Origin of the sequence: Variovorax sp. dw_308 (genome assembly GCF_019207085.1) — a bacterium.
Taxonomy (GTDB): domain Bacteria; phylum Pseudomonadota; class Gammaproteobacteria; order Burkholderiales; family Burkholderiaceae_C; genus Variovorax.
On record NZ_JAATOM010000027.1, the window covers coordinates 47,761 to 64,715 of the forward strand.

The 16,955-nt window shown below is 65.9% G+C and carries 15 protein-coding genes and 1 pseudogene; 10 read left to right on the forward strand and 6 right to left on the reverse strand.

Annotated features, from left to right (window positions below):
• Positions 1-13 precede the first annotated feature (13 nt).
• Positions 14-1,054, reverse strand: coding sequence for a sulfate ABC transporter substrate-binding protein (locus HCU76_RS31430; protein WP_213959085.1), 1,041 nt, complete (start codon positions 1,052-1,054; stop codon positions 14-16).
• A 118-nt stretch (positions 1,055-1,172) separates the two neighbouring features.
• Between HCU76_RS31430 and HCU76_RS31435 the strand changes: the two genes are divergently transcribed.
• From HCU76_RS31435 to HCU76_RS31445, 3 genes are all read left to right on the forward strand, one after another.
• On the forward strand, positions 1,173-1,445 hold the full coding sequence (locus HCU76_RS31435; protein ID WP_213959084.1) for an oxidative damage protection protein: 273 nt from the start codon (positions 1,173-1,175) through the stop codon (positions 1,443-1,445).
• A 191-nt stretch (positions 1,446-1,636) separates the two neighbouring features.
• Positions 1,637-3,592, forward strand: coding sequence for an FAD-dependent 5-carboxymethylaminomethyl-2-thiouridine(34) oxidoreductase MnmC (mnmC, locus tag HCU76_RS31440; RefSeq protein WP_218511451.1), 1,956 nt, complete (start codon positions 1,637-1,639; stop codon positions 3,590-3,592).
• A 98-nt stretch (positions 3,593-3,690) separates the two neighbouring features.
• A complete protein-coding gene (locus HCU76_RS31445; RefSeq protein WP_218511452.1) occupies positions 3,691-4,137 on the forward strand; it encodes a universal stress protein in 447 nt (148 codons plus the stop codon).
• An 11-nt stretch (positions 4,138-4,148) separates the two neighbouring features.
• On the opposite strand, the gene HCU76_RS31450 is transcribed toward HCU76_RS31445, so the two are convergent.
• Complete coding sequence (locus HCU76_RS31450) at positions 4,149-4,790, reverse strand: trimeric intracellular cation channel family protein (RefSeq protein ID WP_218511453.1); 642 nt, start codon at positions 4,788-4,790, stop codon at positions 4,149-4,151.
• A 92-nt stretch (positions 4,791-4,882) separates the two neighbouring features.
• Here HCU76_RS31450 and HCU76_RS31455 point away from each other — a divergent pair, with 92 nt between their 5' ends.
• The 4 genes from HCU76_RS31455 (at position 4,883) to HCU76_RS31470 (ending at position 7,226) form a co-directional block, all read left to right on the forward strand.
• Positions 4,883-5,854 carry a transglutaminase family protein gene (locus tag HCU76_RS31455; RefSeq protein ID WP_218511454.1) on the forward strand — a complete coding sequence of 324 codons (972 nt, stop codon included), beginning with the start codon at positions 4,883-4,885 and terminating at the stop codon, positions 5,852-5,854.
• Positions 5,855-5,918: 64 nt separating this feature from the next.
• Positions 5,919-6,383, forward strand: a complete 465-nt coding sequence (locus HCU76_RS31460) for a helix-turn-helix transcriptional regulator (protein ID WP_218511455.1) — start codon at positions 5,919-5,921, stop codon at positions 6,381-6,383.
• Positions 6,281-6,730 carry an SRPBCC domain-containing protein gene (locus HCU76_RS31465; RefSeq protein ID WP_218511472.1) on the forward strand — a complete coding sequence of 150 codons (450 nt, stop codon included), beginning with the start codon at positions 6,281-6,283 and terminating at the stop codon, positions 6,728-6,730. Before HCU76_RS31460 ends, HCU76_RS31465 begins: the two co-directional genes overlap by 103 nt.
• Positions 6,731-6,752: 22 nt before the next feature.
• Positions 6,753-7,226 (forward strand): VOC family protein, encoded by a 474-nt coding sequence (locus HCU76_RS31470; protein ID WP_218511456.1) that lies wholly within the window; start codon positions 6,753-6,755, stop codon positions 7,224-7,226.
• A 16-nt stretch (positions 7,227-7,242) separates the two neighbouring features.
• Here HCU76_RS31470 and HCU76_RS31475 read toward each other — a convergent pair whose 3' ends face one another.
• The 4 genes from HCU76_RS31475 to cysC (HCU76_RS31490) form a co-directional block, all read right to left on the reverse strand.
• Positions 7,243-8,142 (reverse strand): hypothetical protein, encoded by a 900-nt coding sequence (locus HCU76_RS31475; protein ID WP_218511457.1) that lies wholly within the window; start codon positions 8,140-8,142, stop codon positions 7,243-7,245.
• On the reverse strand, positions 8,139-8,705 hold the full coding sequence (gene cysC, locus HCU76_RS31480; RefSeq protein WP_345944799.1) for an adenylyl-sulfate kinase: 567 nt from the start codon (positions 8,703-8,705) through the stop codon (positions 8,139-8,141). Before cysC (HCU76_RS31480) ends, HCU76_RS31475 begins: the two co-directional genes overlap by 4 nt.
• A gap of 157 nt (positions 8,706-8,862) precedes the next feature.
• Positions 8,863-9,780 (reverse strand): hypothetical protein, encoded by a 918-nt coding sequence (locus HCU76_RS31485; protein WP_218511458.1) that lies wholly within the window; start codon positions 9,778-9,780, stop codon positions 8,863-8,865.
• A gap of 25 nt (positions 9,781-9,805) precedes the next feature.
• Positions 9,806-10,381, reverse strand: coding sequence for an adenylyl-sulfate kinase (gene cysC / locus HCU76_RS31490; RefSeq protein WP_213959218.1), 576 nt, complete (start codon positions 10,379-10,381; stop codon positions 9,806-9,808).
• 135 nt (positions 10,382-10,516) lie between these two features.
• Between cysC (HCU76_RS31490) and HCU76_RS31495 the strand changes: the two genes are divergently transcribed.
• The 3 genes and pseudogenes from HCU76_RS31495 (at position 10,517) to HCU76_RS31515 (ending at position 16,805) form a co-directional block, all read left to right on the forward strand.
• Positions 10,517-11,587 carry an aldo/keto reductase gene (locus HCU76_RS31495; protein WP_218511459.1) on the forward strand — a complete coding sequence of 357 codons (1,071 nt, stop codon included), beginning with the start codon at positions 10,517-10,519 and terminating at the stop codon, positions 11,585-11,587.
• 473 nt (positions 11,588-12,060) lie between these two features.
• Positions 12,061-13,743: pseudogene (locus tag HCU76_RS36940) on the forward strand (SdrD B-like domain-containing protein); the annotation flags it as partial.
• An 86-nt stretch (positions 13,744-13,829) separates the two neighbouring features.
• Positions 13,830-16,805, forward strand: coding sequence for an SdrD B-like domain-containing protein (locus tag HCU76_RS31515; RefSeq protein ID WP_218511460.1), 2,976 nt, complete (start codon positions 13,830-13,832; stop codon positions 16,803-16,805).
• Positions 16,806-16,955: the final 150 nt, after the last annotated feature.

Genomic DNA, 16,955 nt, shown 5'->3' on the forward strand with positions numbered 1-16,955 from the left:
GGAGGCGGCCGGCCTACTTCAACTTGGCCGTGTAGATCTGGTCGAAGGAGCCGCCATCGGCGAAATGCTCCTTGTCGGCCTTGGTCCAGCCACCAAAAGCCTGGTCGATGGTGAACAGCGTCAGCTTGGGGAACTGGCTGTCGTACTTGGCCTTGGCCTTGTCGGAGGTCGGGCGGTAGTAGTTGCGGCCGACGATGTCCTGGCCTTCGTCCGAGTAGAGGTACTTCAGGTATTCCTCGGCCACGGCGCGCGTGCCCTTCTTGTCGACCACCTTGTCGACCACCGTCACGGTGGGCTCGGCCAAGATGCTGATGGACGGTGCAACGATGTCGAACTTGTCGGCGCCGAATTCCTTCAGCGCCAGGTAGGCCTCGTTCTCCCAGGCCAGCAGCACGTCGCCCACGCCGCGCTGCACGAAGGTGATGGTCGAGCCGCGTGCGCCGGCATCGAGCACCGGCACGTTCTTGTAGAGATTGCCGACGAACTCCTTCGCCTTGTCATTGCCGTTGTTCGGGCCGCCGTACTTGCGCTTGCCGAATTCCCAGGCGGCCAGGTAGTTCCAGCGGGCGCCGCCCGAGGTCTTCGGATTCGGCGTGATCACCTGCACGCCGGGCTTGACCAGGTCGTCCCAGTCCTTGATGCCCTTCGGGTTGCCCTTCTTCACGAGGAACACGATGGTCGAGGTGTACGGGGCCGAGTTGTGCGGCAGGCGCTTCTGCCAGTCGGGCTTGACCAGGCCGCCGTGCGTGACGAGCGCGTCGGTGTCGCCGGCCAGCGCCAGCGTGGCCACGTCGGCATCGATGCCGTCGATGATCGAGCGGGCCTGCTTGCCCGAGCCGCCATGCGACTGCTTGATCACCACGTCCTGGCCGGTCTTGGCCTTCCAGTAGGCGACGAAGGCCTTGTTGTAATCGACGTAGAGCTCACGCGTCGGGTCGTAGGACACGTTGAGCAGGTTGACGGTCTGGGCGAACGACGGCAGCGCCGTCAGGGCCATGCTCGCGCCCAGCGTGGCACCGAGGGAAAGCTTGATAAAGTCGCGGCGAAGGCTCATGGCGGTCTTTCGGAAGGCAAATCTGGCTGAGAAGCTGCCGATTCTGAAAGCCACCCTACAAAACAGGAACTACCGTTTTCACAGTTCCAAATAGCCAAATCAACTAAGGACCCCGCAAATGGCACGAATGATTCAGTGCGTGAAACTCGGCAAGGAAGCCGAGGGACTCGACTTTCCCCCCTATCCAGGCGAACTCGGCAAGAAGATCTGGGAGAGCGTGAGCAAGGAAGCATGGGCCGCCTGGCTCAAGCAGCAGACCATGCTCGTGAACGAAAACCGCCTGAACCTGGCCGACCAGCGCGCCCGTGAATACCTGAAGCGCCAGATGGAAAAGCATTTCTTCGGCGACGGCGCGGACGTCGCGCAAGGCTACGTGCCGCCGAGCGCCTGATTTTCAGGCGGGTGTGAAAGGGGACTTGAAAGCGGACTTGGCCGGACGCAAAGGACGCGAAGAAACGCAAAGGACGCAAAAAAGTCAAAGAAGACTTTTCTGGTTTTCTTTCGCGTCCTTCGCGAAACCTTCGCGTCCTCTGCTTCCGGTCCCCGTATTCCAGTACCCATCTTCATGACGTCCGCTGACTAATGCCCGAACCCGTCCAGTGGCGCGCCGACGGTGTTCCGCGCAGCGAGCGCTTCGACGACATCTATCACACGGAAACCGGCGCGCTCGCCCAGTCGCGCCATGTCTTCCTCGGCGGCTGCGGGCTCACTGACGCCTGGCGCGGCCAGCCGCAATGGCTGATTCTCGAAACCGGCTTCGGCTTTGGCCTCAATTTCCTGACAACCTGGCAGGCCTGGCGTTCCGACCCGGCCCGGCCGCGCATGCTGCACTTCGTCTCGATCGAGGCGCATCCCGTGGGCATGGAGGATCTGCTGCGCGCCGCGTCGGGCTATCCGGAACTGGCCGAACTCGCGCAGGCGCTGGCCAGGCAGTGGACGGAACTGCTGCCGGGCTTTCACCGCATGAGCTTCGACGACGGCCATGTGCTGCTGACGCTGTGCGTCGGCGACGTGCAGGCCATGCTGCGCGCCCAGCGCTTCGAGGCCGACAGCATCTACCTCGACGGCTTCAGCCCGGACCGCAACCCCGCGATGTGGTCCCCGGAAGCTCTCAAGGCCGTCTCGCGCTTTGCCCGGCGCGGCACCGGCCTTGCCACCTGGACCATTGCACGGGCCGTTCGGGATGCGCTCGCGCAGAACGGATTCCAGGTGCGCAAGGTGCCGGGCCTGCCGCCCAAGCGCGACTGCCTGCGCGCCGTGTTCGACCCGGCCTGGACACCGCGACGCCGCACCCCGCGGGCCGAACGCGCGGCACCCGGTCGTTGCGCCGTCATCGGCGCCGGTCTCGCGGGCGCGGCGGTCGCGGCCAGCCTGGCGCGGCGCGGATGGCAAGTCGACGTGTTCGACAAGGCCGGCCACGTGGCGGGCGGCGCGTCGGGCCTGCCGGTCGGCGTGCTCGCCCCGCATGTCTCGCCCGACGATGCCCTGCTCTCGCGCCTGACGCGCGCCGGCATCCGCGCAACATGGCAACAGTTGGAGGCGCGCCTCGTCGAAGGGCGCGACTGGCGTGCCAGCGGCGTGCTGGAGCGCCGGGCCGACGGCGACACCCGCGTGCCACCCGGCTGGAGCGCACGGGGTCCGAACCTTTCATGGCCTGCCGATGCTGCGCGACTCGCCGCCGCGCAACTCCCCACCGATACCGCAGCGCTCTGGCACCGCCGCGCCGGCTGGGTGCGCCCGCGCGCGCTGGTGGAAGCCTGGCTGGCAACGCCGGGCGTACGCCTGGTGCCCGACTGCGATATCGAACGCATCGCGGCCATCGACGGCTGCTGGCAACTCCTTGCCACGGGTGATCACCCGCTGAGGACCGCCCCGGACACGGCCGCGCCCGCCCCATCCCCCGCGAGCGCTCAAGTCACGAATGCAGCGCCGCATCGACTTGTGAGCGGATTCGATCGCGTGGTCATCGCTGCCGGCTTCGAGAGCGCCCGCTTCGCCCCTTCCCTGCCCTTGCAGCCGGTGCGTGGCCAGGTCCAATGGGGACGACTGCCGCCAGGAACGGACCTGCCGCAGATCCCCATCAACGGCGATGGCCACTTGATCGCGGGCGTGCCGGACGGCGATGGCGCCCTCTGGCTGACCGGCGCCACCTTCGACCGTGACAGCGTCGACCTGGCGCCGCGCGCCGCGGACACCGAAGCCAATCGCGAACGCCTCGCACGGCTGCACCCGCAAGCCGCAGCGGCCTTGGCGTCGGCGTTTGCCGGCGGCATCGAGGACGCGACGCCATGGACCGGCGTGCGCTGCGCCTCCGGAGATCGCCGACCGCTGGTCGGTCCCCTGCCTGGCCCCCTGCCTGGCCCCCTGCCCGACCCTCTACCCGGCCAGCCCGCTTTGTGGGTCTGCACCTCGCTAGGGTCGCGCGGGCTGACCTTCGCGGCGCTGTGCGCGGAACTGCTGGCCGCGCACTGGCACGCGGAGCCCCTGCCCCTCCCCGCGGCGATGGCGCAAGCCCTCGACACACGCCGCCTGCCTTGACCCCCGCGCGCCGAACGACGCGCGCACCACGAATATCCCTTTCGCTCCCCCGAAGATCGCAGTCCAATGGCCGCTTCATCCAGCCTTGGGAGAAGCCCATGTTCAAGCGAATTCTTGTGGCCACCGATGGTTCCCCCCTGTCGGAACAGGCCGTCGGCAAGGCCATCGAGCTTTCCCTGCTTTGCGGCGCCGACTTGTGCGCCGTCACCGTGGCTCACCTGGAGCCGCACAGCTACTTCGAAGGCTCTCCGGTCCTGAGCCAGATGCAGGTCGAGGAGATGCGCCACCGGTCGGTCTCGGCGGCGCACGGGCTAGTCGATGCCGCCAAGGCCAGTGCCTTGAACAAGGGGGTGCGCAATGTCGAATCGGCAGTGGTTCCATCGAACCAGGTGGCAGAGTCCATCATCGAGACCGCGACCACGCACAACTGCGACCTGATCGTGATGGCTTCGCACGGCCGCCGGACCCTCAAGCGATTGCTGATGGGCAGCGAGACCCTGCACGTGCTGACGCATTCGAATACGCCTGTGCTGGTGCTGCGCTAGGAGGCTAAAAGCTACTTCTCCGAATCGTCGTCATCCGGCGGCTTGACGAAGCGCGGCAGGTGCCAGTTGAAGCGCACGGCAAGGTACCGAAGCACGAAGCAGGTCGCCAGCGCAGCCGCCGCACGGCGGTCCGCCGGCCAGTGCGCGCGGTTCCCGAACACTTCGATCAAGGCCGCGGCCAGCGCCGCCAGCGCATAGATCTGGCCCTTGAGGATGGCCGGCACGCGATTGAGCAGGATGTCCCGCGCCATGCCGCCGCCCACGGCCGTCAACACGCCCAGGATCACCGCGCCCTCGGAAGTCAGTCCATAGATCATGGCCTTCTGCGCACCCGTGACGGCGAAGAGCCCGAGGCCGAGGCTGTCGAACAGCACGATGGGCTGCTCCAGCCGCTCCCGCACGATGCGCGAGTACATCGCCATCAAGGCCGCGACCGACGAGATCGCGATATAGCGCCAATCCGAAAGCCCCGCCGGCGGCACCGCGCCAATGCAGACATCGCGCACCACCCCGCCGCCGCACGCCACGATGAACGCGACCACGAAGATGCCGAAGACATCCAGCCCCCGGTTGCGCGCCGCCACGGCGCCGCTGAAGGCGAACGCGAAGGTGCCGGCGAGGTCGAGGATGTAGAACAGCAGAAGGCTTGTCATGCGGTGCGCGCATTCTGCCGTTGCCGGCATCGCGCTCCAAATGCCATGCAGCCCATGAACGCGAGTCTTTGCGACATACCCGAGAATCTCCCATGCACACCCGCTACGACATCCAGCACACCACCATCTACAGCTACAACCAGCCCGTCACCTTCGGGCTGCACCGCGTGATGTTCCGCCCGCGCGACAGCCACGACCTGCGCGTGCTCGCCACCGACCTGCAAGTGAGCCCGCGCGCCAATGTGCGGCTGATCCAGGACCCGCACTCCAACTCCGTCGCGCTGGTGCAGCCGCTCGGCGAAGCGACCGAGCTCAAGGTGGTCTGTTCCTTCACCATCGAGCAGGTGCCCGCCGCCGACGACCCGCTGAGCGAACTCGACCCGGCCGCCGAATTCCTGCCCTTCGCCTATTCGATCGAGGACCGCCTGGACCTCGAGCACTACCTGCGCCCGCACCATCCCGACCCCGACGGCACGCTCATCCGCTGGGCGCACCAGTTCCTCTACACCGACGAGCCCAACAGCACACGCGAGGTGCTGGCCCGCATGAACGCGCACATCGGCAAGACGCTCACCTACAAGGCGCGCGACGAGGAAGGCACGCAGAGCCCGCTCGAAACCCTCAACCTCGGCTCCGGCAGCTGCCGCGACTACGCGCTGCTGATGATGGAAGCCGCGAGGCGGCTCGGCGTGGCGACGCGCTTCGTCTCGGGCTACCTCTACGACGCGGCGCTGGACACGCCCTCCGCCGCGGAGGACACAGAGGAAGCGCCGGAAGCGCCGGAAGCGCCGGACGCACAGGACGCAGAGGATGCGAAAGACGCCGCGAGCGGCGTTACCGTCGGCGCGGGCTCCACGCACGCCTGGCTGCATGCCTATCTGCCCGGTGCCGGCTGGGTCGCCTACGACCCGACCAACAACCTCATGGGCAGCAGCCAGCTGATCCGCGTCGGCGTGGCCCGCGACCCGGCCCTGGCAACGCCGATTTCGGGAAGCTGGTTCGGCGAAGCCGACGCGTACGAGGGCCTGACCGCCACGGTGCAGGTCCGCCGCGTCCGAACCTGACTCCCTGGCGTGCGAATTTCCGCACGCTTGACAAGAAGGCCGCATCGACTCAATACTTAACCTGATGGTTCAGTTATCAGACCCCGATCTCGACCTTGTCTTCGCCGCGCTGGCCGACCGCACGCGGCGTGATGTGCTGATCGCGCTGGGCCAGCGCGACCTGAGCATCTCCGAACTGGCGCAGCCGCACGCCATGTCGCTGACCGGCTTCATGAAGCATCTGCGCGTGCTCGAAGCCGCGGGGCTGATCGCCCGCTCGAAAGAAGGCCGCGTGGTGCGCTGCGAGCTGTCGGCCGCGCCATTGCAGGAGGCCGCCGTGTGGTTGTCCCGCTATGAAAAGTTCTGGAACGCGCGGCTCGACGCGCTCGGCCGCTATCTCCACCACCAGGAGGAAACCACGTCATGCCCGACTCCAATGGCTCCGACATCGCCGCCCCCACCCGCGAACGCCCCGAACTCCGCCTCGAACGCCACTACCCCGTCTCGCCCGAAAAAGTCTGGCGCGCGTGGACCGACCCGCAAGCGCTAGTCGAATGGTTCGGCCCCGGCGAGCCCGGCTCGGTGACGCATGCCGAGACCGACGTGCGCATGGGCGGCTACTTCCGCGTCGAGTTCCACACGCCCGACGGCGAACAGCACAGCGTCAGCGGCTACTACCTCGACGTGACGCCGCACCGCCGCCTGCAGTTCAGCTGGGCCTGGCGCAGCACGCCCGAGCGCGAATCGCTGGTCACCATCGATTTCGTGAAGACGCCGACCGGCACGCGCATGAACTTCGTGCACACGCAATTCTTCGACCAGGCCGCGCGCGACGGCCACGAAGGCGGATGGACCCAGACCTTCGAAAAGCTCGCGCAACACCTCCATCCATCCTGATCAGCGACGAAAGGAAAGCCCGATGCAAAAGATCACCCCCTGCCTCTGGTTCGACGGCCAGGCCGAAGAAGCACTCAACTTCTACGCAGCTATCTTCAAGAACTCGCGCGTCTACAACGTCAAGCGCTATGGCGATGCCGGTCCAGGCAAGAAGGGCTCGGTGCTGGCCGCCAACGTCGAGCTCGACGGGCAGGAATTCATGGCGCTCAACGGCGGGCCGATGTTCAAGTTCACGCCGGCCATCTCGCTCTTCATCACCTGCGAAACGCAGGACGAAGTCGATCACTTCTGGCACCGGCTGCTCGAAGGCGGCCAGCCCTCGCAGTGCGGCTGGCTCACGGACAAGTTCGGCGTGTCATGGCAGATCGTGCCCAAGGCGCTCGGCCAGATGCTCGAAGACAAGGACGCGGCCAAGGCCAACGCCGTCATGTCGGCGATGCTGAAGATGGTCAAGCTGGATGTCGCGGCGCTGAAATCAGCCTACGCCGAAGCCTGAACCGCCGCCTCCGGCGTCAGCGGCCCAGGCCTGGCGAGTTGGGGCGCCGGAAGCCCTCAAGCAACAGGGTCGCCGCATGCCTCAGCGCCGCCTTCCAGTCCCCGGGCATCGAGTTCGCCATCGAGTTCTTCAACTGCGCGAGTTGCCACTCCAGGTCAGCGGAATGCGCCCGCGCCCTGGCGAGTTCGCGCCGCAGTGCAATCCGATCCTGGGCCGCATAGTCCGGAAAGTTCGGACCGGACACCGGCGCACGCGGACCAGCCCCACCCGCATCGACGGCCAGGTCGCGCCCGACCCTGACCTTGCCCGGATCGGCCAGCTGTCGATGAACATCGAGCGCCCGTTGTCGCGATACCTTGTCGCCGAGCACCGGCAGCAACTTCGCGCAGAGGTATTCAGCGTCCTCGACAAAGCGGGGAAAGTCGAGCAGCACGATCGGAATGTCGCGCTTGACCAGCGCATGCACGACCTCGTGGAATCCCATGGCAAGCAAGCGCGCCTGGTCGAGCGGATTGAGCGAGTACACGACGCCGCCCGGCGAAGCGGCCCACGATTCCCAGAGCGTGCAATCGTCCGGCACCTTCTCGTTGGCGCAGCGGGTGCGCAGCTCGTTGACGGTCCTGCTGGTTGCGGCCTCGACGATGCCGCGCATCGGCAGGATGACGGCATCGACCACGATGTCATCGCGCGCCAGCAAGCGCTCGGCGAATTCGTAGAACCAGGGCGACTTCACCACATAGGGGTGGTCGACTCCCAGTTCCATGGGCATGTCTTCCAGCCCCGCGTTGGCGTCCTCGTCGTACCACGCGCTTCCGTACTTGCTGATGTGCGTTTCCAGGCCGCAACCATTCAGGTACTGGACCAGGAAGGTGGTCCCGGCGCGGCCGGTGCCGCCGATGATCAGGTGATGTTTCATGAGACGCTGGCGACCTGGGCCACGGCCCGCCGCAACTCTTCGCCGAGGGATGAGTAAAGCAATTCGACCGCAAGTGCGAGTTCGCAGGTCGAGGTGTCGATGCGCAAGTCCGGATGGGCTGGCGGCTCGTAGACGTCGGAGACGCCGGTGAACAGCGGGATCTCGCCGCGGCGCGCACGCGCGTAGAGGCCCTTCACGTCGCGTTGCTCGCACACGGCCAATGGCGTGCAGACGTAGACCTCGAAGCAGGCCGGCCCGATGATTTCGCGCGCCAGGGTGCGCTGCCCGCGCAGCGGGGACACCGCGGCGACGATGCTGACGATGCCTTGGTCGCTCAACAAGCGCGCGACATGCGCCAGGCGACGGATGTTCTCCATGCGATCTTCGGCACTGAACCCGAGACCGTGGCTCAGGCCGTTGCGGACCGCATCCCCGTCCAGCACCGCAACGGCGGCGCCCTGGGCCACGAAGCGATCACGCAAAGCCGCGGCAAGGGTCGACTTGCCTGCGCCTGAGAGTCCGGTCAGCCATGCGACACGTGCCGCAGTCGAGGCATTTTTCACTGGGGGCGCTTTTTCTATTGAAATGGCAAAGACACAGAATTCGCAACATATTGTAAGGAATTGCGCTGGTCAAGCTGTAACAGTGCTGGCGGCGCCGGCCGCATGTTGGAAGACAGTGACACGTCCAATGGCCGTCATGCCGGCGAGGCTGAAGAGGTCAAGCGGGATGTTGCAGCGCTGAAATCAGCCTGCGAAAGCGCCTGAACCCTTCATTCGCCCACTGCAGAGCCCCTCGCATCGGTGCGGCCATCCAGCGCCGGAGGCCAGCATGCTTCAGCTGCTCGACCTGCCGCTCGAGTTCGCCGATACGCGCCCCGCGCCGGTCCAGCTCGCGCCGAAGCGCAATGCGATCGAGCGACCTCGGCTCGGGAAACGCGGGGCCGTGCACCAGCGCCGCGCCCTGCCCGCGCGAACCCGCGGCCACCGCGTCCACCGCCAGGTCGCGGCCAACCCTGACCTTGGCCGGGTCGGCCAGCCTGCGGTGCACGTCGAGCGCATGGGCGGGCGAGACCTTGCCCCCCAGCACCGGAAGCAACTTCGCACACAGGTATGCGGGGTCCTCGATGAAGCGCGGAAAGTCGAGCATCACGACCGGGATGTCCTTCTGCACCAGCTTGTGCAGGAGCTCGTGGAAGCCGAGTGCCAGCAAGCGCGCCTGGTCGATCGGGTTGAGCGAAAACACGGTGCCGCCCGGCGTGGTGCCCCAGGTTTCCCACAGCAGGCAATCCTGCGGCAGGCCGTCCAACGCGGCGCGGGCGCGCAACTCGTTGAGGGTCCTGCTGGTCGCGGCCTCGACGATGCCGCGCATCGGCAGGATCACCGCATCGACCGCGATGTCGTCGCGCGCCAGCAGCCGCTCGACGTACTCGTAGAGCCAGGGCGACTTGAGCACGTACGGTGCGTCGGCGTCGCCGAGCGGCACATCCTCCAGCCCCGCGTTGGCGTTCTCGTCGTAGTGCGCACGGTGGTCGGCGTGATGCGAGATGTGCGTGTCCAGGCCACAACCATCCAGGTATTGCACGAGAAAGGTGGTGCCGGCGCGGCCGGTGCCGCCAATGATCAGGTGATGCTTCATGCGTGACGGGAAGAGGCGGTGCCCGTCAGGCAACGGCCTGCCCTTCTGTGCGAATGGACAAAACCAGAAAATCTACTGCCTTGGCAAGCTCGCATTCTGAGGTGTCGATGAGCAAGTCGGGATTCTCGGGTGGCTCGTACGCATCCGACACGCCGGTGAAGCGCGCTATCTCGCCGCGGCGTGCGCGGGCATAGAGCCCCTTGACGTCGCGCTGCTCGCAGACAGCCATGGGTGTATCGACGTACACCTCGAACCAGGCCGCTCCGATGATGCTTCGCGCCAGCGCGCGCTGCGTGCGCAACGGCGAAACGGCCGCCACGATCACGAAGATGCCCTGGTCGCTCAGCAGCCGCGCGACATGGGCGATGCGGCGGATGTTCTCCATCCTGTCTTCCGGGGTGAAGCCCAGCCCCGCGCTCAATCCGCTTCGAACCTCGTCGCCATCGAGGATGGCCACCGCCGCCCCCTGCGCCACGAGCCGCTCGCGCAGCGCGGCGCCCAAGGTGGACTTTCCCGCACCGGACAAGCCGGTGAACCAGGCGACTCCTGGAGAAGTTGAAACCAGGCTCAACGGAGGACGGATTCGCGGGTCGGTATGCATGGATGCTGTGGCGGTGGCTGAGCAACACGAGAGACTACGAAGCGGGGATGAACGTTTCGTTCCTTGCTGGTAAAGATTTGTTTACATTGGCCCGCAGTCCTATGCTGCTTGGCTTTTCGCCAACGGAGCCTCTTCATGCGCAACCATCCACTGGGCCGCACCGGCCTCTACGTCTCGGAGCTGTGCCTCGGCACCATGACCTTTGGCGGCACCGGAGGCTTCTGGAACAAGATCGGCGAACTGCAGCAGTCGGATGCAGAGCGCCTGATCGGCGCGGCGCTCGACGGCGGCATCAACTTCATCGACACCGCGGATGTCTACTCCGAAGGCCAGTCGGAGCAGATCACCGGCCAGGCGCTGAAGAACCTCAAGGTGCCGCGCGAGAGCGTGGTGGTCGCGACCAAGGTCTTCGGAGAGACCGGCCCCGGGCCCAATGCCCGTGGCGCGTCGCGCGGCCACATCATGGACGGCGTGAAGGCGAGCCTGAAGCGCTTGCAGCTCGACCACATCGACCTCTACCAGGTCCACGGCTTCGACCCGGCCACGCCGATCGAGCAGACGGTGCGGGCGCTGGACCAACTCGTGCGCCAGGGCCACGTGCGGTACGTGGGCGTGTCGAACTGGGCCGCCTGGCAGATCGTCAAGGCGCTTGGCATCGCCGATCGGCTGGGACTCTCGCGTTTCGAATCGCTGCAGGCGTACTACACCGTGGCGGGCCGCTACCTCGAACGCGAGATCGTGCCGATGCTCGAAGGGGAAGGCCTCGGCCTGATGGTGTGGAGTCCATTGGCGGGCGGCCTGCTCAGCGGCAAGTACGGCCGCGACCAGCAGGGCGAGGAAGGCAGCCGGCGCACCAGCTTCGATTTCCCGCCGGTGAACCGCGAACGGGCCTGGGACTGCGTCGACGCGATGCGGCCGATCGCGCAGGCGCACGGCGTGTCCGTCGCGCAGATCGCGCTGGCCTGGCTGCTGCACCAGCCGCAGGTGACGAGCGTGATCGTCGGCGCCAAGCGGCCCGACCAGCTTGCCGACAACATGGCCGCGACGAAGGTCGTGCTGAGCGCCACCGAGCTTCAGCAGATCGGCGATGCCGGCCGGTTGCCTGCGGAGTACCCGGGATGGATGCTCGAACGCCAGGGCGGCAATCGCAGGAAGCAGATCGCCGATGCCACGGCGGCCCGCGACGTCCAGCCTAGTTCGAACTGATAAGCAAAAAATACTACTTGCGGCTTACGATCCTGATCGGGCCCAGTCGACACGCGTCGCTGGATTCGAGACGGGGATGGACCAACAACACTGTCGAAGCACCGGATGCGTGCCAACGGCAGGAGCAGTCACTTCAGCAACGGCCGCGATACGCAGCTTGATGGCTTCGACCTGAGCCATCGGCGTGCAGCGTGCCTGCACGTGAGCGCACACCTGATCCCTTCCTGTCTTGCGTGCCGGTCGCCGGGGTCGTCGAAGCTTTGGTTTCGATTGCCTCGCGCCGGAATCTTCTGTCTTGAAGCAAGGGATCAATCGCCATGGCCACTCCGTATTTCTCCGCACCCGTCGTATTCACCAAGCCTCCCGGACCGGGCAACGACAGCTACTACGACGTCCTGTTCAATGCGAGCACCCCGCTCGGTGCGTCGGGCACCGTACTGGACGGCTGGTGCATCCAGCCCTTCGTGCGGCTGATGTATGAGAACGGCAATCCCTACAGCGGCTACGGCTACGCGGGCTACGAGGTCGCAGCGGACAACGCCTACCAGTACGCCGGCAGCATCAACTGGCTGCTCAATTACTACCGCGAGGGCAACACCGGCTATACCGCCGACGATGTGCAGTTGGCCATCTGGCGACTGGTGGCGCAAGTCCCCGACAACACCAGCGCCTTGAGCCGCCTCGCGACCACGCATGCCGACTTCGTGCCCGATGTAGGCCAGGTGCTTGCCGTGGTGATCGACCCGGTCACCCGCGAGCAGATCCACGACCAGAACGTCATCGTCGAGACGCGCGCTGCCAAGCTCGGCGACCGGGTGTGGCACGACGCCGATGCGGACGGCATCCAGGATGCGGGCGAAGCCGGCATCGCCGGCGTTGCCGTGCAACTGGTGCGCGATGCAAATGGCGACGGCATCATCGGCGCGAACGAGGTGGTCGCCAACACCGCAACGGATGCCAACGGCAACTACAGCTTCAAGGGCCTGACACCGGGCCTGGGATACCAGGTGCGCTTCAGCAGCCCTGCCGGCTTTGATGCGGCCAGCCCCCGGCAGGCCGATGGCAACGCCGCCTCGGGCGCCAACAGCGATGGCGCGCTCTCCGACGTCGTCTACCTCGGCGCCGGCGAATACAACGCCACCATCGATTCGGGCTTCTACAAATACGCGAAGCTCGGCGACAAGGTCTGGAACGACAGCAATGGCAACGGCATCCAGGACGCGGGCGAAAGCGGCAAGGCCGGGGTTGTCGTCAACCTCTACGTGTGCCAGGACGGCACGCCCGCGGGATTCGTGGCGAGCACCGTCACCGGTGCGAACGGCAACTACAAGTTCGACAAGCTGGTGCCCGGCCAGTACATCGTGCAGTTCATGGCGTTCGACGGCTCGGTGGCCACCTCCGCCAACGTCGGCAATGACGCATTCGATTCCGATGTCACCGCAGGCGGCTTCACCGGCTGCTACATGCTGGCGTCCGGTGAAACCAACAACACCGTCGATGCCGGCTTCTACAAGCCCGCCACCCTCGGCGACCGCGTCTGGAACGACAGCAACGGCAACGGCGTGCAGGATTCTGGCGAAACCGGCAAGGCCGGCGTCAAGGTCGAGCTGTACACCTGTGGCGTCAATGACCAGCCCGGCGCGCTGGTGCGCACGCAAACCACGGACGCCAACGGCAACTACAGCTTCAGCGGCCTGAAGCCCGGCGACTACATGGTCAAGTTCATCGCCGCGGACGGCTCGGTGCTCAGCACCGCCAACGTCGGCAACGATGCGCTCGACTCCGACGCGGGCAGCAACGGCTTCACCGGCTGCTACACGCTCACCTCGGGCCAGACCAACACCACCGTCGACGCCGGCTTCTACAAGCCCGCCACCCTCGGTGACCGCGTCTGGAACGACACCAACGGCAACGGCGTGCAGGACGCGGGCGAAACCGGCAAGGCCGGCGTCAAGGTCGAGCTGTACACCTGTGGCGTCAATGACCAGCCCGGCGCGCTGGTGGGCACGCAAACCACGGACGCCAACGGCAACTACAGCTTCAGCGGCCTGAAGCCCGGCGACTACATGGTCAAGTTCATCTCCAACAATGGCACGATCCTGAGCACCGCCAACGTGGGCAGCGACGCGCTCGATTCGGACGCCGCAGCAACGGCTTCACGGGCTGCTACACGCTCACCGAAGGCCAGATCAACAACACCGTCGACGCCGGCTTCACCAAGGGTGGCAGCATCGGCGACAAGGTGTGGCTGGACACCAACCGCAATGGCTACCAGGACGAGACCACCGGCGTGGCCGGTGTCACCGTGCAACTCAAGACGGCCGGCACCGACGGCGTGTTCGGCACCGCTGACGACCAGGTGGTGCAGACCAAGACCACCGATGCCACCGGCAACTACCTGTTCACCGGCCTGACGGCGGGCGACTACCAGGTGCAGTTCAGCGGCATCCAGCCGGGCACCGAGTTCACCACGGCCAACTACGGCGGCAACGGCTACGACACGGCCGACAGCGATGCCGACCAGGTCACGGGCCGCACCGACAAGATCACGCTGGGCGCGGGCCAGGACCGCACCGACGTGGATGCGGGCGTGCGCGACAAGCTCTCCAGCCTGGGCGACCGCGTCTGGTTCGACACCAACCGCAACGGCGTGCAGGACGCGGGCGAGGCAGGCAAGGCCAATGTGCTGGTGCGCCTCTACAACGTGGGCGCAGACGGGGTGGCTGGAACGGGCGACGATGTGTATGTGGCCGACAAGTACACCGATGCCAACGGCAACTACAAGTTCACCGACCTGGCTGCGGGCAACTACGCCGTCAAGACCTACAACGGCTACGGCCTCAACGCCGCGACCGAAGAAGTCACCCTCGCCAACGCTGGCGGCAACGATGCCACCGACTCCGACCTGACCAAGCTCGATGCGGACCGCGTGGGCGGCTACACCGACGTGGTCAAGCTCGGCAAGGGCGAAGACAACCTGACGCTGGACATCGGTATCACCGGACGCCTGGGCAGCATCGGCGACAAGGTGTGGGTCGACACCAACAACAACGGCTACCAGGACGAGACCACAGGCGTGGCCGGCATCAAGGTGGAACTCAAGACCGCGGGATTCGACGGCGTGTTCGGCACTTTCGATGACCTGGTGGTGCAGACCAAGACTACCGACGCCAACGGCAACTACCTGTTCACCGGCCTCACCGCGGGCGACTACCAGGTGCGGTTCAGCGGCCTGGAGCCGGGCGCTGCGTTCACCACCGCCAACTACGGCAACAACGCCTACGACACGGCCGACAGCGACGCCAACCAGGCAACGGGCCTCACCGACAAGATCACGCTGGCAGCGGGCCAGGATCGCACCGACGTCGATGCCGGCATCGTGAAGTCGGCTGCGCTCGGGGATCGCGTCTGGTACGACACCAACGCCAACGGCCAGCAGGATGCCGGCGAAGCTGGCGCAGCCGGCGTGCAGGTGATCTTGCATGGCGGTGGCGCCGACAAGGTGCTGGGCACGGCCGATGACACCACCGCCACGGTGGTGACGGACGCCAACGGTGGCTACCACTTCTACGCTCTCACGCCCGGCATGCCCTACCAGGTCGAATTCCAGCGTCCCGACGGCTACATGTTCACCAAGTCCGACATCGGCAGCGATGCTTCGGATTCGGATGCCGACCTCGGCGGCGCGACCCAGGTCGTCACGCTGGCGGCTGGCGAACAGAACTTCACGCTGGATGCTGGCCTTCTGGCGACGCTCGGCACCAAGGCGGATGCCGTGAAGGTTTGCGAGGACCGCTCGGTAACCTTCAACGTGCTGGCCAACGACAATCCTGGCTTGAAACTGATCGGCGTGGCCCATGAGACCACCGCCCTCGACAGTACGTTCCAGAGCAAGGCAGGGGCGATCTCGTTCACTGCGGACGGCACGGTCACCTACAAGACCATGACCAACTACTACGGCAACGACAAGCTGGTCTACACAGTGGAAGACGCGGCGGGCAACCGGTCGATGCAGACGGTGGATGTGACGATCAACCCCATCTCCGACGCACTCGTCGCCAACGGCGGTGCCGGGTACCATCCCGGCGGTTGGGAAAACATTTACGTAGCGGGAGGCGTGACGCATTGGGTCCACGGCTACACGTTGGCGGACTTTGGCACCTACAGCGACACAGCCGACCAGTTGCAGCAGTTCGGGACGTACAACACCGGTGTTGCCAACGACGCCGACACGCTGAAGGCGGTGGTGGTCTCTGGTTTGAAGGGGGCGACGGCGGCCTATGCCGACATCGTCTACAACGGCCAGGTGCTGGACTTCAGCCAAGGCCAGACCTACACGATCTCCGTGGACGATATCAATGCCGGCAAACTGGACCTTGATTTCCGGAGTGCCTTCCAGGTCTACAACCTGACGTGGCAGATGCAGGACACGGGCACCGTCGCCAACCCGTACTGCTACGACGGCTCCATCCTGTCGAATACCGGCATGACCGTCATCAGCACGCCCATCGCATTGGACCTCAACGGCGACGGCAAGATCGGTGTCACCGGCGCAACGTCGTCATACGACAAGGACGCGCATGCCGCACTGGGCCACACGGTGCAGTTCGACATGAACGGCGACGGCACCAAGGAAACCACCGAGTGGTTCAACGGTTCCGGCGACGGCATCCTGATCGACAACCGCGATGGCAACGCCGCGCACGACATGAACGGCGCACGCTTGTTCGGTGATCAGGGCGGTGCCTACGGCAACGGCTACTACAAGCTGGCAGCGTTGGACATCAACCACGACGGCAAGCTCGCGGGTCGCGAACTCAAGGGCATCGAGCTGTGGGTCGACAACGGCGACGCGGTGGTGCAGTCGGGTGAGATCCAGACGCTGGCGCAGCACGGCATCGAAGCCGTCGGCACCGAACTGTCGTTGACCTACGACGCACAGGGCAAGCTGCACATCGAGTCCACGGCAACGCGCACCGATGGCAGCACGCTGATGACCGAAGACGTGTTCTTTGCCGGTTCGAACGGTGCGGCGCCGACGCTTTCGGATCTGCTGGGCCACGACTCGCTCGATGGCGTGCTGGGCTCGGTCGCACCGACCACCGCGGTCGCTGCCAACGATGCGGGAGCAACGACGGACGTCAGCGATGCAGCCGACGTGCTGCGCAAACTCGTGGCAGCCATGAACAGCGGACAGTCGCACGCCACGGCCGGCTGAGCGCGTTCGGATCGAAAGGGCCGGTCTCGCAAGAGGCTGACCCTTTTCCGTTCCCCAAACCTCAGGGAATGCACCAGAGTTGGTCGCCGGCAGCCAGCACCGCAGTTCGCAGCGCCGTGCATCGAGAAGCGCGAACGCTGACCACCAACT